16 protein-coding genes are annotated in these 23,137 nt (G+C 61.6%); 8 read left to right on the top strand and 8 right to left on the bottom strand.

Features of this window, described 5'->3' with window-relative positions:
- Positions 1–114 precede the first annotated feature (114 nt).
- Both AC07XB_RS30055 and AC07XB_RS30050 read left to right on the top strand, forming a co-directional pair.
- Positions 115–348 carry a type II toxin-antitoxin system Phd/YefM family antitoxin gene (locus tag AC07XB_RS30055; protein ID WP_150992282.1) on the top strand — a complete coding sequence of 78 codons (234 nt, stop codon included), beginning with the start codon at positions 115–117 and terminating at the stop codon, positions 346–348.
- Entirely contained in the window at positions 345–740 is a 396-nt protein-coding gene (locus tag AC07XB_RS30050; RefSeq protein WP_150992284.1) for a type II toxin-antitoxin system VapC family toxin, read from the top strand. Before AC07XB_RS30055 ends, AC07XB_RS30050 begins: the two co-directional genes overlap by 4 nt.
- 235 nt (positions 741–975) lie before the next feature.
- Here the strand turns inward: AC07XB_RS30050 and AC07XB_RS30045 are convergent, their stop codons facing one another.
- A complete protein-coding gene (locus AC07XB_RS30045; protein WP_492374321.1) occupies positions 976–1,632 on the bottom strand; it encodes a TetR/AcrR family transcriptional regulator in 657 nt (218 codons plus the stop codon).
- Positions 1,633–1,771: 139 nt separating this feature from the next.
- The gene (locus AC07XB_RS30040) at positions 1,772–2,542 is read right to left on the bottom strand and encodes an SDR family NAD(P)-dependent oxidoreductase (protein ID WP_492374320.1); all 771 of its coding nucleotides are present in this window, start codon (positions 2,540–2,542) and stop codon (positions 1,772–1,774) included.
- Between the two features lie 256 nt (positions 2,543–2,798).
- On the opposite strand from AC07XB_RS30040, the gene AC07XB_RS30035 reads away from it, so the two are divergent.
- Complete coding sequence (locus AC07XB_RS30035; RefSeq protein WP_492831111.1) at positions 2,799–5,090, top strand: arylsulfatase; 2,292 nt, start codon at positions 2,799–2,801, stop codon at positions 5,088–5,090.
- A 493-nt stretch (positions 5,091–5,583) separates the two neighbouring features.
- Entirely contained in the window at positions 5,584–6,402 is an 819-nt protein-coding gene (locus AC07XB_RS30030) for a hypothetical protein (RefSeq protein ID WP_492831110.1), read from the top strand.
- 431 nt (positions 6,403–6,833) lie between these two features.
- On the opposite strand, the gene AC07XB_RS30025 is transcribed toward AC07XB_RS30030, so the two are convergent.
- From AC07XB_RS30025 to AC07XB_RS30015, 3 genes are all read right to left on the bottom strand, one after another.
- Positions 6,834–7,628, bottom strand: coding sequence for an SDR family oxidoreductase (locus AC07XB_RS30025; protein ID WP_492374317.1), 795 nt, complete (start codon positions 7,626–7,628; stop codon positions 6,834–6,836).
- A gap of 179 nt (positions 7,629–7,807) precedes the next feature.
- Positions 7,808–9,937 (bottom strand): oxidoreductase, encoded by a 2,130-nt coding sequence (locus tag AC07XB_RS30020; RefSeq protein WP_492813900.1) that lies wholly within the window; start codon positions 9,935–9,937, stop codon positions 7,808–7,810.
- A gap of 189 nt (positions 9,938–10,126) precedes the next feature.
- Positions 10,127–10,729 (bottom strand): TetR/AcrR family transcriptional regulator, encoded by a 603-nt coding sequence (locus AC07XB_RS30015; RefSeq protein ID WP_492374315.1) that lies wholly within the window; start codon positions 10,727–10,729, stop codon positions 10,127–10,129.
- A 274-nt stretch (positions 10,730–11,003) separates the two neighbouring features.
- Between AC07XB_RS30015 and AC07XB_RS30010 the strand changes: the two genes are divergently transcribed.
- From AC07XB_RS30010 to AC07XB_RS30000, 3 genes are all read left to right on the top strand, one after another.
- Positions 11,004–12,749: an FAD-binding protein gene (locus tag AC07XB_RS30010; protein WP_492831109.1), complete on the top strand. Its 1,746-nt coding sequence runs from the start codon at positions 11,004–11,006 to the stop codon at positions 12,747–12,749.
- A gap of 729 nt (positions 12,750–13,478) precedes the next feature.
- Entirely contained in the window at positions 13,479–15,182 is a 1,704-nt protein-coding gene (locus AC07XB_RS30005; RefSeq protein WP_492831108.1) for a hypothetical protein, read from the top strand.
- Between the two features lie 166 nt (positions 15,183–15,348).
- Entirely contained in the window at positions 15,349–16,455 is a 1,107-nt protein-coding gene (locus tag AC07XB_RS30000; protein WP_492374312.1) for a porin, read from the top strand.
- A gap of 62 nt (positions 16,456–16,517) precedes the next feature.
- Here AC07XB_RS30000 and AC07XB_RS29995 read toward each other — a convergent pair whose 3' ends face one another.
- Positions 16,518–17,594: a 3-ketosteroid-9-alpha-monooxygenase, oxygenase component gene (locus tag AC07XB_RS29995; protein ID WP_492831107.1), complete on the bottom strand. Its 1,077-nt coding sequence runs from the start codon at positions 17,592–17,594 to the stop codon at positions 16,518–16,520.
- A gap of 325 nt (positions 17,595–17,919) precedes the next feature.
- Between AC07XB_RS29995 and AC07XB_RS29990 the strand changes: the two genes are divergently transcribed.
- A complete protein-coding gene (locus AC07XB_RS29990) occupies positions 17,920–19,053 on the top strand; it encodes a formylglycine-generating enzyme family protein (RefSeq protein WP_492831106.1) in 1,134 nt (377 codons plus the stop codon).
- Positions 19,054–19,131: 78 nt separating this feature from the next.
- On the opposite strand, the gene AC07XB_RS29985 is transcribed toward AC07XB_RS29990, so the two are convergent.
- Complete coding sequence (locus AC07XB_RS29985; protein WP_492831105.1) at positions 19,132–20,382, bottom strand: NADH:flavin oxidoreductase; 1,251 nt, start codon at positions 20,380–20,382, stop codon at positions 19,132–19,134.
- Positions 20,383–20,636: 254 nt separating this feature from the next.
- The gene (locus AC07XB_RS29980; protein ID WP_492831104.1) at positions 20,637–23,099 is read right to left on the bottom strand and encodes an efflux RND transporter permease subunit; all 2,463 of its coding nucleotides are present in this window, start codon (positions 23,097–23,099) and stop codon (positions 20,637–20,639) included.
- Positions 23,100–23,137 lie beyond the last annotated feature (38 nt).

Below are 23,137 nucleotides of genomic sequence, written 5' to 3'. Positions count from 1 at the left end.
CTACCGTGGCCAGGGCAGATGCCTGTTTCATCACCCGCCGTCGAAAGAAGGCTCAAGTCTGCCGGTCATCTTGGCTTAGAATATGTGACTATAGACATATGACCAGGAGCAGAGATGGAGAAGCAAGTCTCGAAATCGGACTTCAAGGCACATGCGCTGGAGTACTTCCGCCAGGTTGAGGACTCGGGCGAACCGCTGGTGGTGACCAATCACGGCAAGCCGGTTCTCGAGGTCCGGCCATATCGGAGTACTTCGCGTAGCCCGTTGGCAATCCTGCGCGATTCCGTGGTGCGCTACAACGCACCGACCGAGCCGGTGGACGCCGATGATTGGGAAGCGGCGCAGTGATCGTCCTGGACACGCACACGCTAGTCTGGTGGGTGAGTCGCGATCCGCTGCTGAGCAGGAAGGCGAAGGCGAGCATCGAGAAGGAACTGGACGGCGGCCAGATACTCGTCTCATCGATTTCCGCATGGGAAATCGCAGCACTGGTGGCACGCGAGCGCCTTGTTCTATCAATGGATGCGACCAGCTGGTTCGCCACCGTGGGGCAAATTGAAGCCGTACGCGTAGTACCTGTGGATACCGAGATCGCCATCAAATCGGTAGAACTTCCGGGCGTATTCCACAAGGATCCCGCCGACCGCATGATCGTGGCCACCGCGCGCAAGTTCTCCGTGCCGCTGGTGACGAAGGACGAGAAGATCCGCGCCTACCCGCACGTCAAGACAATCTGGTAACGGCTCCCGTAACCGGCCGGACGCTGTGCCGTAGAACAGCGCCGGCCAAATGCAGCAGGCTGCGACTGGCCAGCCCGCCGCAACCGTCAATCCTGGCCCTCAAACACGTGGCCTGCGATTAGGCTGACTAGCCTGAAGCGCTCACCCCTGGTGGCGGCACACGCGCGTACGGTACTACCGTATTCGATCGCCGCCACCGTTGCCTGCCATGTCGGACAAAACCCGATGTGCCGCCTTAACTGTGCAAGCTGGTTGGCGCCGCAAGCCCGCCACAAAGAAACTCGATCAGAATCTCCACGTGGTTCCACAGAAGCTGATCCCGCGGCGGCTTGCCTGGAGATATCGGCGCTTGGGGACGAGCGGATATTTCGGCGAGACTATGGAGCATCGCATGGGAACAGACAATCAGGCGCGACCTGAGCACTTCCATAGGGATTTCGGGCAGGATGCGCTGGAGCATTGCAACCAAGGCGGCGGCGTTGCCCCCAAACGACTGCTCGAATATCTCGGCGATCTTCGGGTTGCGGTCCGTATGGAGGCGCGCCAAAAACTGAACATAGCGTGCACCCGCACTGCCCTCTTCAATGATTTTCCTGGCAAGCGGGATAACAAGTATTTCCACAACGCCGCGCAGCGTGACCTGCGGTTGCGCCTGAAGTGAAGCGTACATTTCACGGCGTTGTGCCATCAACGGCATCATATGGCGTTCCAGCAGCGCGTCCACCACCTTATCCAGCCCGCCGAAGTGATAGTGGAGAATACCGGCGCTAACGCCAGCCGCTGCGTTGATGCTGCGGGCCGACACGCCGTCCACGCCATACCTGGCCATCAGCTCTTCGGCCGCCAGCAGAATGCGTTCCCGGGCCTCGCCTTTTACAGTAGGAGATGTCATCGATTACAAGTAGTACGGGATGCCGCCTGCCCCGCTGGGGGCGATTGGCCAATGACGCCAATACCCCCAGCGAAACAGCGCGGCAGGGCACGACTCAATGAATGTGGCGCCCGATTATACGTTCAGCACTACTGCCGACTCACATACGCTGCGATGAGATGTTGCCGCCATCCACCACGATCTCCGCCGCAGTGATGTAGCTCGCCTCGTCCGACAATAGGAAGCGCGCAACGCGGCCGATCTCCTCCGGCTGTCCCAGTCGGCTGAGGAGAATGCGGCGCTCGAAGGTTCCTGCCGGCAAACTGTCCACGGCGGGTTGGAGCATTGGCGTCAAGATCTGGCCCGGGGAAATCGCGTTGATGCGGATGTTATCGCGCCCAAGGCCGTCCGCCAGCGACCGGATCAGTGACAACATGCCGCCTTTCGCCGCACTGTAGATGGGGTTGATGTGATTGCCCAAGGTGGCATTGATTGACGCGATGCCGACCACCGCAGACCCCGGATTGGCACGCAGATCCGGCAACAACGCCTGCACCAGCAGTGCAAATGCGCGGAGGTGAACATGGATGCCAGCATCCCATTTTTCCGGAGTGATGCCTTCGAGCGACCCGGTATCGACCGTGCCCGCCGCGTGCAGCAAGCCACCGATCCGGGGCAATACCGCGCGGGTTGCGTTCAGCGCAACCCGCAGCGCGCTGGGATCGCACAGGTCGACGCCAACACCAACCGCCGCAACGCCAAATTCCTTGGCAATCTCCGACGCTCGGTTCTGTGCCTTTTCTGCCTGAATGTCCCACAGCGCGACGTCGCGGCCTACGGCGGCTAATGCGCGGGCCGAGGCAAGCCCAAGCCCTGACGCTCCACCGGTGACGATCACGGCTGTGTTGGGTGACGCGAGTAACGATTCCATTGGGGGTCTCCTGTCAAGATGGTTTGAGTGATCGAATGAGTCTGGCAACAGAGACTTTTGAGTCAAAGGCGCCAAGCAGCGTGCAATCGGCGACCGTAGCCGGCGAAATTTTGTCTTGACGACGGTCCACGGCGCTTGCTAAATTCCATTCGAACATTTGATTCAATCGAATGCTCAGAAATTTTGGCACACGCCCATGCGAAAGCGCAATAGGCATCGACGAGAACGAAAAAAACAGGAGACGCGGGAAATCATCATGAACAGACTACGCAAGCGTTTGGCCACGGCGTTGTGCCTGGCCCTAAGTTGTGCCGCGACCGGTTTTGGCTGGGCTGCCAGCAACGAGGTGCAGCCTGGCGATACCCCGCCAGTCGTGCCGTTGCTGCACGCGCCGGCCGGTGCGCCAAATGTGGTAGTGGTCTTGCTTGACGACGTAGGCTTCGGTGCGGCCTCCACCTTTGGCGGACCGGCCAAGACGCCGGCGATGGATGGCCTGGCCCGTGAGGGCTTGAGCTATAACCGATTTCATACCACTGCGGTGTGCTCGCCGACACGCGCCTCGCTACTCACAGGCCGCAATCCCCACGCAGCCGGTGTCGGCGCAGTGCTGAACTCGCCAAGCAGTTATCCGGGTTATCGTGGGGTTCTGCAAAAGGACTCCGCAACCATCGCCGAACTGTTGCGTCAACAGGGCTACAGCACTGCGGCCTTTGGCAAATGGCATTTGACACCCGATTGGGAAGCATCACAGGTCGGTCCCTTTGACCGTTGGCCGACCGGCCAGGGATTCGAAAAATTCTATGGATTTATCGGCGCCGAAACCGATCAGTTCAATCCTTCGCTATACGATGGCACCACGCCAGTCCTAAGGACAGCCTCGAAGGACTACACCCTGAACGAAGACTTGTCGACACGCGCCATCAACTGGATGCATGCGCAACACTCGATCGCACCCGACAAGCCGTTCTTCGTCTACTTCGCCCCAGGTGGCACCCATGCTCCGCTCCAGGCACCCAGGGCATGGATCGAGAAATACCGTGGCAAGTTTGACAAGGGCTGGGACGATATGCGGCTGGAGATTCTGGCCCGGCAAAAGTCCCTTGGCGTCGTACCGCAGGATACAAAGCTGACTCCGCGGCCGGATGAACTCCCCGCCTGGGAAAGCCTCAGCACAGACCAGAAGCGGGTCGCCGCACGGTTAATGGAAGTCTACGCAGGGTACCTCGCACATACCGATGCACAGATTGGCCGCCTGGTGCAATCATTGAAGGAGAGCGGCCAGTTTGACAACACGCTGTTTATCTACGTGATGGGGGACAACGGGGGAAGCCTTGAAGGCGGCATCCACGGCGGGGATAGCTACATGGGTAGATTGCAAGGCATGCCTGAGACACCGGCTGCCGATCTGGTGAAGCGCCTCGACAGCCTGGGCGGCCCGGACAGCTATGTGCAGTATCCAGCCGGTTGGGCTTGGGCCATGAGTTCTCCCCTGCCATGGGCCAAGACGGTTGCTTCGCACCTGGGCGGAATTCGTAACGGTATGGTGGTTTCCTGGCCTGCACGAATCCGGGATCATGGTGGTCTGCGCAGCCAGTTCTCTCATGTGAACGATCTGGCGCCAACCATTCTTGAGGCGGCGGGACTGAAGGCCCCGGCAGATGTCAATGGCGTCAAGCAACGTCCAATGGACGGCACGAGCCTGCTCTATAGCTTCGCCGATAAAAATGCGCCGGAGAAGCACACTACGCAGTACTTCGAAGTATTCGGCAACCGCTCGATCTATCACGATGGCTGGTTGGCTTCGGCCCGGCACAAGGACCGAGACCCGTGGGCGAGCACATGCCAGGGCAAACGGCTCGCCGACGACACCTGGAGTCTCTTCAACCTGAACGAGGACTTCAGCCAGTCCACCGATCTGGCGGCCAGATTGCCGGAGAAACTCAAGGAGATGCAGGCGTTGTTTCTGGCAGAGGCAGCAAAGAATCAAGTACTACCGTTGCAGGACACGGCCTGCTCCCGCACGCCTCTGCCCAACTTGACTGGTAAGCGCACGGAGTTCAGCTACTTCGCGGGAGCGGTGGGCATCCCTGAAGCTGAAGCGCCAGCGATCAAGAACCGCTCGTACAGCATCGTGGCCACGGTGGATGTTCCCAAGGGCGGCGCCCATGGTGTCATTGCCACCATGGGTGGCACTACCGCGGGCTGGTCCCTTTACCTTAACGATGAGGGCAAGCCCGTCTACGTGCAGAAAGTGTTCGATGTGGCGCGCATGGAGATTACGGGTAGCAAGCCGCTGCAACCGGGGAGGAACGTGGTGCAGTTCGACTTCGCTTACGAGGGAACAGGTTATGCCAAGGGCGGCACCGGCACGCTTCTGGTGAACGGCACGGCGGTAGGCAGTGGCCATCTGCCGGTCACCACGCCAGGCTTCTTCTCTCCTGACGAGACCTTTGACGTTGGCATGGATACCGGCTCGCCAGCCGGACGTTACACCGTCGGTTATCCGTTTAACGGCGCCATCGAACGAGTGGATATCCTCCTGCGCTGAGCCCCCTCCACCCGGGTCTCGCCGACCCCGTCATGGGTAAGGCGAGGCCCGCCAGCAATAGATGGCAGACCTCTATGCCTTGACCTTCGACGATATCGTGGGCTTCCTGGCACTATTGGGAAAGTAATTGATCCTTTCGGAAAAACCTCACCTACAGGCCGATTATCATTTCTCCTGCCAAACATCGGGGATTTCCGAATCCATTCTGCGGTATTTCCGTGAGGCAATACCGCAGATGTTCTCACCCGGTCGAGCAGCCCTCGCTCGGCGCTGCGGCACTCTTCGAGGATACGGCAATGCCACAGGACGGCATCGAGCCGGTACGTCGGATGTGTAAGTGGATTGTGGCTGGCGGACGAGCAAGGCATAGAGAAGATCGAACGGTTGAATGATGTGGTACACCTGCTCTTTCCCCACACAACCTATTGGTACATCAACCTGTAATGGTGGTGCGGTAAAAAACTAGTCTCCCGCTCCCCAATTAGAGGTTCTCTTGTCTACACGCCGCAAATTTCTTCTTTCCACTTCGACCGCAGTAACGCTCCCGCTGCTGACAACAGCTCTGAGTGCTTGTGGTGGCAGTGACGCCGCTGTCACAGATGTTCCGACAATGTCCGACACTGAACTCAAGAGGCAGATGATTGGAAAGCTGACGACGGAACTGACCGATGCGTCGATCGCCAATGTCATTCAGCCTTACCTGATGGACATCGGCTTCACCTGGGATCTACCAACAATTCCGGCGGCACAGGTCGATCGAATTGTTGCCTACAGCTTTGGAAACAGGCCCAACGCTGCCAGTGGAAACACCTCCAGTAATGGCGCCAACCAAGCCGCACTGCCTGATCCTGGCCCTATCAATGAGTCACTCGCAGATGCGGTGTACAAGATCTACCAGATGAAGCCGGTTAAGGTATACGCGCAATGGGAAATTGCACGGTTTCTGACATCAAAATACCAACTGCCTGACCTCCATTCGGTCGAGCCCGTTATCGCGGCGGATGGCTCTATTACCTACCTGAGTACCGATGGCGTGGCAGCCGCGATTGTCGCGCTTGAGGGTACAGCGACAGCAATGGGTAAAGTGGCCGTCGTTGGTCACCGGGATCATGCGAAGCGATGCATACAGACGTCCAAAGCGCGCGGCATGGACGCTTACGCGGCGCAGGAAGTCGCCCTGCCGTTGAATTATGACCCACAGTCAGGGCAGGCCTGGACTCGGCGCCGCGATCTCTACCTGGTGCACGACATGTATGCGCAATTTACGATTCTTCGCACGAGTCTGATTGCCGCGAACTATCCCAACGGATAGTGTTCGTAGGCAGATTGGCATCGCCATAGTGACCAGGCGTTCGTCGCGTCGCGGACCTGAACGACGAGGCACGGCTAATGCTGTCGATGTGATCACGGACGGAGGCCGGTTTGCCTAAATACGCCCGGCACCAAAGGAAGGCGCTCCGCTTTTTGTCGAGATGGAGCGCTAGAGATAGCCACATTGATCTGTCGCCGGATTCTTACTGGGGTGACTTGATCACCGGCGACGAAGTTACCTTGAGCGGCTGGGATGCCCCTTGCGAATGCGGGCGCAGCGGGCCCTACTTGCACGCTATCATCCAGCGCTACAGCGAAAAGCAAGGCGGGGATAAGCTGTGCCACCCGCTAACTCGACCTCGACTGACTTTTCCGACAACCGGCCGGGCCGCCCCCCCCAATTTGGATGCCGGCCCGGCGGGACCGTGCGGATCAGAACTCCAGCGGCCTTTGCACTGCGTCGACGCCACCGTCGATGAACACGACATTGCCGTGTAGATATGCCGCCTCGGGTCGGCACAGGAACGCGATCAGCGCGGCCACCTCATCGGGCTGCGCGCGCCGCCCAAGGGGAGGCAGAAAGTCGCGGATGGCATCGCCATAGCGCGGATCCCGCAGGCCAGCCTGCAGCATAGGTGTTTCCACCGCGCCAGGCGCAATCACATTCAGGCGCACCCCGGCCCGCCCCCAGCTGGCGGCGCGTTGCCGTGCCGCTGCCGCGACGGCGTTCTTCGCGCTCGCATACGCCAGATAGCCCGCCTGGGCGGCCTGCTCACCACCCGCCTCCTGCGCCGCGCGCACCAGGGCGTGCACGCCGTCCTCATCGCCCGCCAGGTAGGCGTCGCGCAGCGGGCTGCCTGCCCAGGACTGCAGCGTGGCCGAATTGGACGACACCACCACGGCGCACGGCGCCTTGCCCTGCCGCAATGCCGCGAACAAGCCGTCCAGCATGGCTACCACGCCGAAGTAGTTGACCGAGGCGACCAGCGTCGCAGGATCGACATGCGGGCCCAGACCAGCGCAACAGATCAGCCTGTCGATCCTGCCGCCGGACTGCGACAGCGCGCCATCGATAGCGGCCTCGCGTCCGTGCCGGGTGGAGAGGTCGGCTTGGATCTCGGCATCGCGCAGGTCGATGCCGATGACCCTGTCTCCGTCCGCCAGCAGGCGCCGGCGTACGGCCGCGCCCATGCCGGAGGCCGAGCCAGTGATGATGGTAGTTGTCATGGTATTCGGTTTCGTGAGTGAAAAAGAGGAAAAAAGAAAAAGGCGAAATCAACGCTGTCTCCCGAGCGCTTTTTGGCCTCTTGCTTGATACTAGTCACCGGCCCGGCGAGCCGCTTCGTCTGGGCAGACTAAGGGGAATCCCGCAACACCCAGCCGGGGCACCGCTCTAAAGCCGGGAGTCATATTTGCGAGATTTCCTTCGCCGCTCTCGCCGCACCGCGCATAGCACCTTCGATATAGCCGATGCCGGTGCAATCGCCGACTTCATGGACCTTGAAGCCTTCGCTCTCCAACTGCCTGGCAAGCGTCAAGTCACCTGCCGCACCTTTAGCCACGATGACAGTATTCGCATCGACCGCCTGCGCATTGCCTGCCTGATCGGTGAAGCAAACCCTGTCAGGTTCGATCCGGATGTCCGAGGCACCCGGAAAGAGACCAAGGCCGTGCTCCTTAAGCTCCGCAAGCAGCCGCATCCGGCGGACTATCGTCAGTCCCGCGCCGAACCGCGGCGCCTCATCGACGACTGTCACCAATCGTCCGCGCTCGGACAGGAACTCGGCCAGTTCGAGACCGACCAGTTCGCCACCGATGATCACGACGTGCTTGCCCAACGGCATCCATTGCCGGGTCGCCTGGCGAACGAAATCGAGATTCGAGGTCAGGCCGCTCGCCGCACCGATCCTTGATGCCATGCGTGTCGCCCACCCGACCTTGCGCGCCAGTTCCTGTGAGCCTTCACCAAGCATCAGGCGGCGCATGTCGTCCCCGCTCATGACGTGCGGCAGGTCGTTTCCTGGTATCGGCGGCAATCCGCGCACCGCACCGGTTGCAACGACAACGACGTCCGGGGATAGCGTGCGCAGCAGCTCAGGCGTCGCTTGTGTGCGCAGGCGCACGTCGATTCGTGACGATTCAACCTGGTGCCGGAGCCAGTCGAGCAGTGGCTCGTTGGCCTCATAGGCGAGCGCGGCAATGCGCAACGTGCCGCCCAGCTGGTTGGCCTGCTCCAGCAGCGTCACTTGATGCCCGTCCAACCGTAGCCGCCGCGCCGATTCCATGCCACCAGGGCCTGCGCCGATAACCACGACCCGCTTGCCACCCTTCGGCGATTGACGATGCAAATACTCGAAACCGATTTCGGGGTTGACCGCGCAGCGCAGCGGCTTGCCAACGTAGATCGCGCTAATGCACGTGTAGCAGTAAATGCAGGGGAGTACGTCATCGGGCCGCCCTTCGGCAAGCTTTTGCGGCAGATGCGGGTCTGCTAGCAACTTTCTCCCCATGGAGACGAAATCGATCGAGCCATCGGCAATCCTTTCGTCGCCCAGCGCGGGCTCGATCCGGCCCGATGCGATGACCGGAATGCTGACCGCGGCCTTGATCCGCGCCGCAAACGGAAGATTGAGCCCGGGCTCATGCGGGGTATGCGACGCCGAATGCAGCTTTGGCTTGCCCGCGTCATGATAGGCGCTCACGGTGATCGCGTTGGCCCCCTCCTCCTCGACGATCCGCGCGGTGCGCACCGCCTCGTCAATCGTGATGCCGCCTGGAATGCCTTCCTCGCGCGAGTCGAGTTTGCACCACACAGGAAAATCGGGACCAACCGCCGTACGCACGGCCCGAATCACCTCGACCAGGAGACGGACGCGATTTTCCAGCGGGCCTCCATATTCATCGGTACGCCGGTTCGTCGTGGGCGAGATGAACGACGACAGGAGATAGCCATGCCCGCCATGGATCTCGACGCCGTCAAAGCCGGCCCGCCGCGCCCGGATCGCGGCCGCGGCAAATTGCGCGATCAGCGTGTCGATGTCGGCCTTCGTCATGACCTGAATCGTCACACTGGTGATGCGGCCGAACGGCGCCTCGGCCAACTCTTCGAGCAAGAACGCCTCGGTGAAATCGCCAGTGGGAGGTTCAGGCAGGGAGGGCGCCCACACCGGCCGCCCCGCAAGCATATCCTCCACGCCGATCAACCCGCCATGGTGCAACTGCGCGGCGATCTTTGCGCCGTGCGCGTGGACGGCTTCGGTCAGAGCGGTCAGGCCGGGAAGAAAGCGATCGTCCGAAATGGCGATCTGGTTCACCTGATTGGCACCGGTCGGCCAAGCCACGCCGGCGACGCCGGTGATGATCAGCCCCGCCCCCCCTTTGGCCTGCGATTCGTGATAGCGCACGATGCGCTCACCGCATTGGCCATCTGGCTCCGCAAGGCTCGCACCCATCGCGGTGACGACGATGCGGTTGCGTAGTGTCATCGTGCCGATTCGGCCAGGCGCCAACAGGTGGCGATACGATGTGCGACTCATTGACTGGCTCCTGTAATTGCGTCTTGATAGACATACCAGCACCAGCGCCACGGGAGCGCAAGGCGTGCCGTTTATCGCTCCGCATCGGTCATCCGATCGGCGCCAGTTGCGCACCGACAAGCGGGCAGAGGGGGGAAGCGTCTTTCGTTCACATGTGAATCTGTCATGCGGGCGGAATGCCGCACAAAGTCACGCAGTCCTACCAGGCCGGACGCCGCGGAGAATCCGCATCTGCCGGCGAATCGCACCCTCGTCCGCAGGAACCAGGCTATAGGCAAGCCCGATGCGGCTAGCCAGCGCAATGATGTCGTCCAGCGAGGCTGGCGTCGCGCCTGACTTCTCTACGTAATCGCGGTAGCGGTCAGCCAGCACCTTGTGCCACATGGGCTTGATGTTCTCGAGGATGTAGGGAAACACCTCCGCCGTAACGCTTCTGGCCAGGTAGTCCTGACGAAGCCCGGCGAGGCGTTGCCGGTACTTCACGGCAAAACACACGCACTCTTCGAGATACCCCTCGAAATCCCCCTCGTAGCCCGACAAGCTACGCTGCATCTCCTCGAAAAAGACGCCGTTTTCCGCGTCAATCGCGGCTTGGATCAGATCATTCCGGGTGCTGTAGTAGCGGTAAAGGGTTCTGCGTGAAATGTTGGCGCGCTTGGCCACATCATCCACGGTGAAACCCTCGATACCCATCTCGGCCATGCAGTCGAGCGTGGACCTCAGAATCAGGACGCGCCCTTGCTCGGGACTGTCTATTCGGCTGGCGTCTCCCCAGCGAAGTTGTCTATTCATTCGGAACCTTGCCTCTTGCGGAGTGATGCGCTCTTGATCGCAGTGTGATCCCGGCATTGCCGTAGCGCCTTCACCCAGTATTGCACAAAGAATATTTTTTGTGCCATTGTTTTGACTCATTTCTGTATTTATGTGCCATAGTGGCCGCACCCGATGCGCTTTGCCGCGCTCGGAAACGGGCAACTTGTTGACCTCTGAACCGGCGTACTTCGGCCCGCCTAACCACTGACTGGTACAGGTCACCTGGAAAACACTTAACGTTGAAGGCAAGCCAATGAACAACAGCAATCCGGCCGTGAATTGGGATACAACGTACGACGTGGTGGTCGCCGGTTCCGGGGCAGGCGCGATGACGGCCGCGCTGCGCGCACACGATCTCGGTCTGACCGTGCTCCTCATCGAGAAAAGCCCGCACTATGGGGGCACGACGGCTATTTCCGGCGGCGGAATCTGGATCCCTTGCAATGATCAGATCCAATCTCTCGGCGGCAACGACTCCTATGAGGAAGCGGTGGCGTATCTCCGGGATGTCATAGGGGAAGATTTCGATCTGAGCAGAATCAATGCCTATCTCAAAAACGGGCCGGAGATGGTCCACTATCTCGCCACGCAGGCGCAGACGCATTTCCACGCGGTGCCCCGTTATCCCGACTACTATCCGGACCGCACGGGAGGAAAGCCGGGCTACCGCACCATGGAGCCAGCGGCATTCGACGCGCGCCGGCTCGGCGACGCATTTGACGAACTCCGCGCCCCATCGCCCGCCACCCTGGTCGGCGGGCGCATAGCGCTGACGCAGATCGAAGCCCACACCATCGTAGCGAAGGAGTCCGGCTGGCTCGGCCTGTTGGCACGCCTCGCGTTCCGGTACGCAACGGATTTGCGCTGGCGCTGCCGAACGCCCAGGGACCGCCGGCTGACGCTTGGCAACGCCTTGGTCGCAAGCCTGCGTGCGGCACTCGCACATCGGTCCATACCACTGTGGCTCAACACCCCGATGCGCACGCTCCATGCGCACGATGCCCGCGTGAGCGGCGTAGCGGTGGAGCGGCAGGGACGCGAGTACAACGTTCGCGCGCGATGCGCGGTGGTGCTCGCCTGTGGAGGCTTTGAATCCAGCCAGGAAATGCGCGACCAATACCTGCCCAAGCCCACGCAAGCCGAATGGACAGCCGCCCCGCCCATCAATACCGGAGATGGAATTCGGGCCGGTCTCAAGCTCGGCGCGAACGTTTCGCTGATGGGATACACATGGGGTGTGCCGACAGTACGGGTCCCCGGGGAGGAAAAACAACGCGGGCTTTTCGTGGAGCGTGCATTGCCGCGATGCGTGCTGGTCAATCGGCTCGGTCGACGCTTCGTCAACGAAGCCGCGCCGTACCCGGACATCATCCACGCCATGTATGCCGACCATGCGCAAACAAATGCGAATGTGCCGGCATGGCTCGTGTTCGACGCGGAGTATAGAAAACGCTATCCCTGCGGCGTGCTGCTTCCCGGCAGCATACAGCCTGACTCCCGGATTCCGCATGGCTGGCTGGACCATGTCATCTATCGCGCCGGAACGCTGGCCGAACTGGCCACAAAAATCGGCGTCGATCCACGCGGCCTTGCCACGACTGTCGCGCAAATGAACGCCTATGCGTCGGATGGTACCGACCTCGAATTCGGCAAGGGAAGCAATATCTTCGACCGCTACTATGGCGACATCTCCTCCAAGCCGAACCCGTGCCTGGGCCCGATCGACCGCGCCCCTTTCTACGCGCTGCGGATCGATCCCGGCGAGATCGGCACCAAGGGCGGATTGAGCACTGACGCCTGCGCCCGCGTCCTCCGTCCCGATGGCAGCGTAATCGAAGGATGCTATGCGATCGGCAATACCTCGGCCGCGGTCATGGGAAAAACCTATCCCGGACCAGGTTCGACTATCGGGCCGGCGATGACCTTTGGCTACATCGCCGCGAATCAGATCGCGGCAGAGAAAATCGGCGGAGGCAATCCCCGCCCATCAGTAGATTGAGACGGGCTGGAAACCGTGAAGTCCGACGTTGCCCAGAGCTTAACGACCAGAGGGAAGCTGGAACGTTTACCCCCGCGGGATCTATACGCAATCCGGGCTAACCCTCCTCTTGCTGCCACAAAAACACTTCCGAGCCGCGGTTGGCTGAACGGCTTTGCAGATCCCCCTTAAAGCTACCCATGACGCACATATGTGCATAGTCCGATTGGACGATGTTGACTCCAGATCCCGCAAATATGCTTCGATCAAGAGACCGGCCCTAACGGTACAACAGGAGTCGGCACCTGCCCATGGTGGGCGGTAGCAAGAGGAGACAGCGATGAGAGCATGGTTGCGGGCGGGTAGTCTGTTTGGGGCCGGTGCGGCCGTGGCCCTGGGTCTTGCGTTTGCTGAGGGCCTGCCGTCTGCCCGGTTCGGTTTTGATCCGGAGAGCGCGATCAGACGCGACGCACACCTGGCCGGCGAAGAAACCAATGGCGCGGCTATCATGCAGGCGTCTTGCGACGACACCTGCCGGCAGAGCATTGGGGTTGCCGCGGTTGCCCTCCTGAATCACCGCAGCGTCCCATAGTGTACGTTCCATGCCGACGGGCCTGGTCAGATCCGTGCCGCAATGCCGGCAAGATGCTGCGCCCAGATGTCCCCGCCACCTTCACATTGGCGTTGTTGGCCACAGCAAGCCGCCGGGCGGCACGCCCGCGTGAGCGCATCGTGCATTCCGCCGATTGAATGGCTCCGCCGAACAACCTCAATTCGTCAGCCTCACCTCACAATCACAGCCATACTTATCCACGGAGTTACCCAATGAGAGCATTGCTCTTCGCGTCGACCGCGGTTGCGCTTGCCACAGCAAGCCTGACGTGCGCGCAAGCCGCCCAGCAAGAGAACGCCACCTTCCCGGGCCGCAACCCGTGGCTGACCGACAGCGTCTATCCCATTTCGCACGACAATCCGGCCGCGACCGATTCCGTCCCGCATGCCGGCCCAACCAAGGGCCGCAGGCTGTCGACAGACGATGTGAAGTCCGTTCCAACCGTCTTTACCTCGAATCCCACAGTGAAGAAGATCGGCGACAAGACGATCATCTTCGCTGCCGGCGTCGAGGGCATCAGCAAGATCGACGCGACTGGTGAGGCCTATGACCTGGTCTCACTCCTGCCCTACCCTGGAATGGAGAAACTGGCCACGAATGCCAATCGCGAGAAGATCCGGGCGGCACTGGAGGAAGTCGATGCCGCTCGGCGCGCGAATGATGACGCCAAGCTGCTGGCACTGTCGGGGAAGATGGAGGAACTGGGCTTCAAGCGCCAGTCGCTGGCCAACGGCGCCTACAACATGATTGACAAGGATGGCGTTCACTATGCGGCCTTTGGTGGCCTGAAGATCCTCAAGTCCACCGACGACAATGATCCGAAGAAGCCACTGCGCGTCGTCAAATTCCGGGACTTCTCGGAGGCATTGCCTGAGGACATGCGCAAATCTGCCATCATCGGCATGGGCATGACCTACGCCGGCGATGTCGTTGCCGCGGCGCATGGCGCAGTGCTCCTGCTGGACCGCGACCTCAATCTCAAGAGCACGCTGCTGCTGCCGGGCGAGGCGATCGAAAACAGCATCTGCATTGACGAGAATAGCGGCATCTATGTGGTCACCTCCAAGCGCATGCTCAAGATCGTCTGGACCGGCAACAAGTTGTCCTATGATGAAGCCGATGGTGGCTGGCAGTCCGACTACAACACCATGAGCAGGGCGCAGGCCATCGCTGCCGGCGCTCTGACGACTTCTGGCGGATCCGGCACCACGCCGACGCTGATGGGCTTCGGCAACGACCCAGACAAGCTGGTTGTGATTGCCGACGGTGATGAAAAGGGAGCCAACCTCGTGGCCTTCTGGCGCGACCGGATTCCGCCCGGATTCAAGCAGAAGCCGGGCACCAAGTCCGCACGCATCGCTGATCAGATTCCGCTGGAGATATCCAAGGCCACGGTCGAGCCGTCACCGGAGGTGCTGGGCTATGGCGTCGCCCTGCTGAATAACTCCTACCCGAAGCCCGCGCCCGATATATGGGGCAACGCGATAACGCCCGGCCTGACCCGGCCCGCCCCGCGTGGGGTGGTCAAGTTCAACTGGAACACTCGGACGAAGTCATTCGAGAAGGCCTGGGTGAACAAGGAGATCGACAACACGGATGTGATGGTCCCTGTCATTTCCGCCAAGAGCAACATGATCTACCTCGCCAACAAGGAAAACGGCAACTACGAGTACGTAGGCCTTGACTGGGATACCGGCGCCATCAAGGCCCGCTGGCCGTTCCCGGACGACAGCCGCAAATGGAACGCCTGGGGCGGCATTACCGCATTGCTCGAGGATGGGGATCTGCTGATCGGCGGCATCTTCTCCACGAAGCGGGTGAACGTTGGCGACGGGAAGTAGCGGCGCACGCCTGATGGCACGCAGGGCGCAGACATTGCGGGAGCGTCGCCTGGCGACACCTTCGGCCGGGAAAGGGCTATTATTCCAACGGCAATGCACGCACTGTTTTTGCCGAGGCAAGTACTGTAGAGAGGTTCCCCGATAAGCTGACAAGGAGAGCGGCGACATGGAAATGAGACACTTTGCAGCCACCGTCGCCGTCCTGGCCGCGGGTAGTGCCTATGCCCAGTCAAGCGTGACACTGTATGGCCTGATTGACGTGGGCATCGAATACCAAAACCACCAGCCCGGCGGCAACCATGACGTGACGCGCCTGACCTCCGGCAACCTGGCCGGCAGCCGTTGGGGCCTGCGCGGCGTGGAAGACCTGGGAGGTGGCCTGAAGGGAGTCTTCGTGCTGGAAAACGGCTTCACGGTGGACGACGGCAAGTCATCCTTCTCAGGCCGTCTGTTTGGTCGCCAGGCCTATGTCGGCCTGCAGAACAAATGGAACGCCCTGACCCTGGGCCGGCATCAGACCCCGTTCCATGATTTCAACGTTGACTTCGACCCGATGGCCGTCAGCACCAACTACTCGATCCTGGGGCAGGACGCCGCTTTCGGCAGCCGTGCCGATAACTCGGTCAAGTACGTCGGCACCTTCAGTGGCCTGTCCGCCAGGGCCCTGTACAGCTTTGGCGCGAACACCGGCGCCGGCGCCTCTGGTGAGGTCCCTGGCAGCCCGAAGATCGGGCGCGAGTACAGTGCCAGCCTGACCTACGCTGCGGGTCCGTTCGCTGTCGGCGCCATCTACGACTCGACCAATCCCGGCGCGGCTGCGACCGGTGCCCTGACGGATGCCGAAATCCGCCGCGCCGGCCTGGCCGGTTCGTACGCCATCGGCCCCGTCAAGGCCTACGCTGGCTATCGTTGGGCCAAGGCGCTCGGTGGCGCCACGCTGCCGGGCAACCTCGGCCCTAACAACGTCTCGAATTTGTACTGGCTGGGTCTGCGCTATCTGCTGACCCCGGCATTGTCCCTGACAGGCGTTGCCTACTTCCAGGACTTCCGGGGCACCAATGCGGATCCGTGGAGCTTCGTGGCATCGGCTGACTACGCTCTGTCCAAGCGTACCGATGCTTACTTGAACCTCGGTTACACCAAGAACAAGGATGGTTCGAATCTGGGTCTGACCGCAGGTGGCACCGGCTCCGTCCAGGGCAGCGGCTTCGGCACGGTTGCCGGCTCGGAAAACCAGTTCGGTGCGGTGCTTGGCATCCGTCACAAGTTCTAGCAGGCTGTCCCCTAGAAATCCGCTGCCACCTCCGGATCGGAGACGGCAGCGCCCTCTTCCTCCTACGCTTCAAATACATGATGCAGTTTTGGCGCATCAATTCCCGCTATATTCATCTCGATCACCTTGCGCCCGACACTGGCTGGCCGTACCTCCTCGGCGTCTACATAGAACTGGCTATACCAGTCCCGCATCTGGTAGATGGGCCCATCTCCCTCGCACAAAAGCGGATTGTCGGTGCGGATCTTGGAATCCCAGATGGCCACATCCTCGTAGAAGGCATTGCGCGCCTGTTCCACGTAGGCTTGCGCAATCGCCTCATTCTGCTCGTCGGAAAGGCCGGGGACCTTCTTTACCAGGACACCATAGCGCAGCTCGAAGCTGTTCATGTCGATGGGCACATGGCAGTTGAGCAGAATCGAATGGATCGGCTGACCGTCCATCTGGCCACGCATTTCCGTAATGTGGTACGCCGGGCCGAAATAGGTGGATAACGCGGTCAGGCAATCTCCGGCGGAGAGTCGGGCGCTGCGGCCGACCAGCACTTGCGTGGCCTTGTGGCCCTCGAACAGATTGGCGAAGTAGTCGATCGGCGCACCGTGCACGGTGTCGAAGTGAGCCATATCGGAGATATTGTCGACCAATTCCCGGCAGTTCGTTTGAATCACCATCTTGTCGATTGCCCACGCGGACCATTGCTCCGAGTAGCATGCCTCGATGCGCGGGATCGCCACCTCGGGTGGAGGTGCGTTGCCCTGGGGATCGTGCCAGATGAAGAGCAGATTGTTCTGCTCGCATGTATCCCAGCTGCCGATGCGCGCCTTCGGCGGCACTCGCTTGCAGTAAGGGATCGACTTGCAAGCGCCATCGCCGCCCCACTGCCAACCATGGAAGGGGCACACCAGCTGGTCGCCTTGCACGGTACCGGTACTAAGGTCCGCGCCCATATGCGGGCAATAGCTATCAATGATGCGAATGGTGCCGGCGGAATCGGCAAAGGCGGCAAGGCGGCGGCCGAAGATGTTCAGTGTGTGCGGCTTCCCGTCGCGGTAATCCGCGACCGGCCCAAGGCAATGCCAGCCGCGCGCATACCGCGATTCCAGCGGCCGGGATTCAATTTTGTAGCCAGGTGCAGGCATGTCTCCTCCTTTTGATTTAGCACGTTCCACAGTACATAGCCCAGGGCCATGCCTCATCGTCTCTTCAGACTAGACAGCGAAAGATGCACGCGGTGGGCGTAGCCGATCAAAGCGAGCCCGGAGATGGCACACATAAATGCTTCGGTAGTCCGGGAAGACGATGCCAGGCAGTTGTATCATCGCGATCATCGGATAGTCGGCGGCTCCTCCTCTATCGCCCAACGTGGACGACATCGATGAGCCAGGCCAGGAATCAACCCACTAAATTCATCGCACGCCCAGACAGACCGCGGGACGCTGCGACAAAAAAGGATTAGGAAATACCATGAAACGCCGAGCGCTTATCTCGGGATTACTGGCAACCGGAGTTGCCGGCGCGGCTGGACTGCTGAGCGCGAAATACTTCAGGGGTTCTTCCAAGACAGGCCAGTTCAAGGGGCCCGTGATCGGCGATGGGGTGACAGGCCCCAAAGGCATGGTCTGGGTCCCTGGGGGGACATTCTTGATGGGCAGTTCATCCAAGCGGGCCCTTCCCAGCGAAGGACCGGCCCACCGCGTGCAAGTCAGCGGGTTCTGGATGGACAGTTTCGATGTGACAAACGCCGATTTCAGACGCTTCACCGAAGCCACTTGGTACGTCACGACAGCTGAGCAGAAACCAAAGTGGGAAGACATACGCCCGCAACTGCCGCCCGGCACGCCAGAGCCCGATCCCGGGACGCTTGTCCCCGGCAGCATGGTATTTGTCGGCACGAGCGAACCCGTCGACCTGGGCGATTGGTCGCGCTGGTGGAGGTATGTGCCTGGGGCAAATTGGCAGCATCCGCTCGGCCCCCATAGCAATCTGGCCGATAGGGAGAATCATCCTGTGGTGCAGGTGTCGTACGTTGACGCGCTGAACTACGCCCGTTGGGCTGGAAGGCGCCTGCCGACCGAAGTGCAGTGGGAATTCGCCGCGCGTGGCGGCCTCGAACAAGCGGACTACGCCTGGGGAGACGAGCTCACTCCCGATGGCAAGAAGATGGCCAATACGTGGGACGACCGGGGGCGTCAGTTTCCGGTTGTCAGCCGCAATGAAAAGGTCCAGGTCGGCACATTGCCCGTTGGCAATTTCGCGCCGAACGGCTATGGCATCTACGATATGGCCGGCAATGTCTGGCAATGGACGGCTGACTGGTATCGCTCCGACGCGTTCGCCATCGCGGCCCGCAAAGGGGGACAAGCCTTGGACCCCCAAGGCCCCGTCGACTCCTATGACCCCGACGATGCAGGGGTACCCGTCGACGCCCCCAAGCGAGTCATACGGGGTGGCTCTTTTTTGTGCAGCGAGACTTATTGCACCAGCTACCGGGTCAGCGCAAGGAGAGGGTCGGACCCGTTCAGCGCCATGTCGCACCTGGGCTTTCGCACGATCATGACGCAACAGGACTGGCTTGCCAGGAAATCAAGTACCGGCTGACAGCGCGTCGGTCCGGGCGTGGCGTCGGGAAGCCGGGCGAAATCGGCCCGGCATCGGTGGTCGGAAGTCACGCAAGTCTCAATCAGCCTGCGCGGCAGCCAGTATCGTGGTCAGCCTGGGATCCGCCGGTGGCCCGTAAATGCAGGAAACGCCGGCGGGATCATAGATTTTTGCCACGCAAGCATTACAGCTGTCGCATGCCGAACTTGTCACCGCGCCGGTTCGCCAGTGATCGGCCAGGGCGGGATCATGGATCAGCGCCCGCGCCAGGGCAACGCAGTCGAAGCCCTCGCCCAACAGCTGCCGCACATTGTCCAGCGACTTCACGCCGCCAATATAGGCCAGCGGCATCCGCACCGCCTGGCGGATCACCCGGGAAGCCTCAAGGAAATACAGTTCACGGAACTTCAGCTCGCGCGGGGTACGCTTCTCCAGAATCGAGATGCCGAGCCTGGCCAGCGCGTGCGGCGCCGTGGCTTTCATCTGGGCCGTCGGCATCGCACTGCCAAACAACACCCACGGGCTTTCGACATTACGTCCGCCACTCAGCGTCAGCAGGTCAGCCCCCTCCCTTTCCAGGATGCGCGCCGTGATGGCGGAATCCGCTGCCTCGTTGCCGCCGGGCACACCGTCAACCACACTCAGTTTGCAGCACACCGCCAGTTCCGCCCCGACGGCGTCCTTGACGTGGCGCAGCACCATCGCCGGGAAGCGCGTGCGGTTTTCCACTTCACCGCCAAAACGGTCGCGCCGCCGGTTGCTGAGCGGAGACAGGAACTGATTGAGCAGGTAGCCGTGCCCCATATGGATCTCGACCGCGTCAAAGCCCGCCTCCCGCGCGAGGCGCGCAGCATCGGCGAACTGCATGGCGACCCGGGACATATCGCTCTCGCCCATGGCGCGCTGGAAATACACGCCATACATCATGCCGAAGGCATTCAAGCCGGCCGATGCGGTCAGCGGCGCGCGGCTCCCGCCATGCCGCATCATCGTAAACGAGCCGGCATGCGTAATCTGCAGGCAAGCCGCAGCGCCCTCACGATGCACCGCGTCGGTCAGCACCCGCAGATGCGGTATGGCCTCGCGGGTCAGGACGAGCTGATGCGAGAAGGTCAGCCCCTCCTGCGCGACGGCAGCATACGCGACCACCGTCATGCCGATGCCACCGGCAGCGATATCCCGGTGATGCTTGACCAGCGCCTGTGTCGGCAATCCTTGCGGTGTCATGCCCTCGTTCGCACCTGCCTTGATCAGGCGGTTGCGCAACGCAAGGGGGCCGATCCGGATCGTTGAGAACGGCGATCCATCAGTGGGGGCCTGCTGCGACATCTTATTCTCCTTCCTGCGCGATGCTATGTCGCGCCTGGCACGCCACGCCCTGCCTCATGCAGCAGGGCCGCCGGCTACTATCGTTTGATGACTGCCCCACGGCCCGGCCCGGCCATCCGCGGGACGCTATGTCGAATCGCGAGGAGTGCACTCGCGATGTCCAGATCGAGATGTGAATTGTAAGCGTCCGCCCCCTCCGAATTGCAGCAGATTCTTCAAATGATGACGGGCCGGCCGCGCGAAGGCCCGGCGGTTCAGGCCGCGTCGGACTTGAACGGGCGCCCTTCGCTACCGGCCATCTTGCCCACGCGTGCCTGCGCGCCGCGGGCTTTGTTGCCGGCCGGCCGGCGTTCCTCCTCTTCCACGCCCAGCCAGCTCGCCAGCGCCGGCAACAGGAAGACGGCGCCGAACAGGTTGACCATGAACATGAAGGCCAGCAGGATGCCCATGTCTGCCTGGAACTTGAGCGCCGCGAAGGCCCACGTACCCACCCCGATGCACATTGTCATGGCGGTGAACAAGGCGGCATTGCCACGCTGGCGCATGGCCTCGGCAAACGCCTGCGGCAGGCTCTGCCCTTCATGGCGCAACTGGTGCTGCATGCGCTCATAAAGATAGATGCCATAGTCCACGCCAACCCCTACGCCCAGCGTGATCACCGGCAGCGTCGAGACCTTCAGGCCGATCCCCAGCCACGCCATCAGCGCACTGCAAAGGACGGACACCAGCGTCAGCGGCACGATGATGCACAGCACGGCCCGCCAGGAGCGGAAGGTCAGCAGGCACAGCAGCGTGATGGCGCCGAAGATCGCCAGCAGCATGGTTACCTCGGCTTCGTCCACCGCTTCGTTGGTGGCTGCCATCACGCCGATATTGCCGCCGGCGAGGCGGAACGCCACGTTCGGCGTCTTGTCCGCGGCAATCAGGTGCTGGATCTCCTTGACGATATGGGCAATGGTGGCGCCTTCGTGATTGGCTGTGTAGATCAACACCTGGATGGCCTGGCAGTTCGCGGTGTTCATGCCGTTCTCCGGATCGAAGGCCTTGGCGCCCTGGGTCAGGCCATCGCTATTGCGCGGCAGCGCCTCCCAGCGTGGATTGCCTTCGTTGAAGGCGCCGATCATCACCTTGGCGAGCGACGGCACGCTCACCACCGATTGCACACCCGCCACACCGCGCAGGTTCATCTCGAAGCGCTCCACCGCGCTCATCACCGGATAGTGCAGGCAGGCGTCGTCAAAGCCTTTGGGTTCCACCACCACCGTGAGTACGTCCACGCCGATGTTGTACTGGCCGACGATCTGCACGTTATCGCGGTTATAGCGCGAGTCGGCGCGCAGTTCCGGGGCACCGTTGCCGATATCGCCGACCCTTAGTCCCCGTGACTGCACCGCACCGAACGCCAACAGCGCCAGCGACACGCCGAACACCACCAGTGCCGGCCCCGGGCGGGCAAAGTGGCCGAACCGGTTCCAGAAGGTGCCATGCCGCCCGGCACGCGCCCTGGCGGCCGCCACCACGCGGGGCTCCAGTCGCGTGTACGACAGCAGCAGCGGCAGGAACACCTTGTTGGTGACAATCATCAGCAATACGCCGAGGCATGCGGTAATGCCCAGCTCACGCACGATCTCGATCTCGATACGCATGATGACCATGAAACCCAGTGCGTTGGTCAGCAAGGCCACCGTGCCGGGGAGAAACAGCTTGCAGAAGGCCGCGCGCGCGCTCTCGACCGGTTCATTGCCCTGCACCACTTCCTGTTTCCAGGCATTGGTCATCTGCACCGCGTGCGAGACGCCGATGGAAAAGATCAGGAACGGCACCAGGATGGACATTGGGTCGATGCCGTAGCCCAGCAGCGGCAGCAAGCCTAGCAGCCACCCCACCGGCAGCAGCGCCACCACCAGCGCCAGCAGGGTAATGCGCAGCGAACGCGTGTAGAAGAACAGCATCAGCGCCGTCACCGCAAAGGCCAGCGCGAAGAACACCATCACCCCGGCAATGCCGTCTTCCACATCGCCGACAAGCTTGGCAAAGCCGATAATGCTCACCTCCACATCCGTGCCGCCCAGGCCGGTGCGGATTTGCTCCAACTGGCGTGCCACCTTCCCGTAGTCGAGCGCCTTGCCCGTAGCGGGATCCACATCGCTCAGATCGGCGCGGATCAGCGCGGACTTCAGGTCATTGCTTACCAGCCGGCCGATCTGGCCTGAGCGCGCCGCGTTGCGGCGTACCTGGTCGAGCTGCTCCGGGGTACCCGAGTATCGGCCCGGTACCACCACATCCCCCCGGAATCCCACCTCGGTCACCTCGGTGTAGCGCACATTCGGCGTAAACAGCGAGAACACATGTGAGCGGCGCACGCCTGGAATAAAGAACACATCGTCGGTAGCACGACGCAGCTTGTCCATGAAGGCCGGGTTGTAGATATCGCCTTCGCCCTTCCAGCGCAGGCTGATCAGCACGGTATTGGCCCCGGAGAACGTGCCGGCGTACTTGGTGAACACCTGCATATAGGGATGCTGCAGCGGGATCATCTTGTTGAAGCCCGGATCGAGCCGCAGGCGCGTGGCGGACAAGCCCATCGCCATGGTCATCGCCAGGCACAGCACCAGCAACAGGCGGCGGCGCCGGATCAACAGGTCCGCGCAATGCGCGACGAAGCGGCTCAGGCGGGTGGTGGGGGCCCGGGGGCCGGGGATTTCGGGGCGGGTCATGGCGTTCTCGCTTCTATGCAATGCGGTGAGGTGCTAAG

This window comes from Cupriavidus sp. GW821-FHT02F09 (assembly GCF_059421605.1).
Note: the sequence above shows the minus strand (reverse complement) of the source record. Positions and strands in the feature narration are given on the sequence as shown.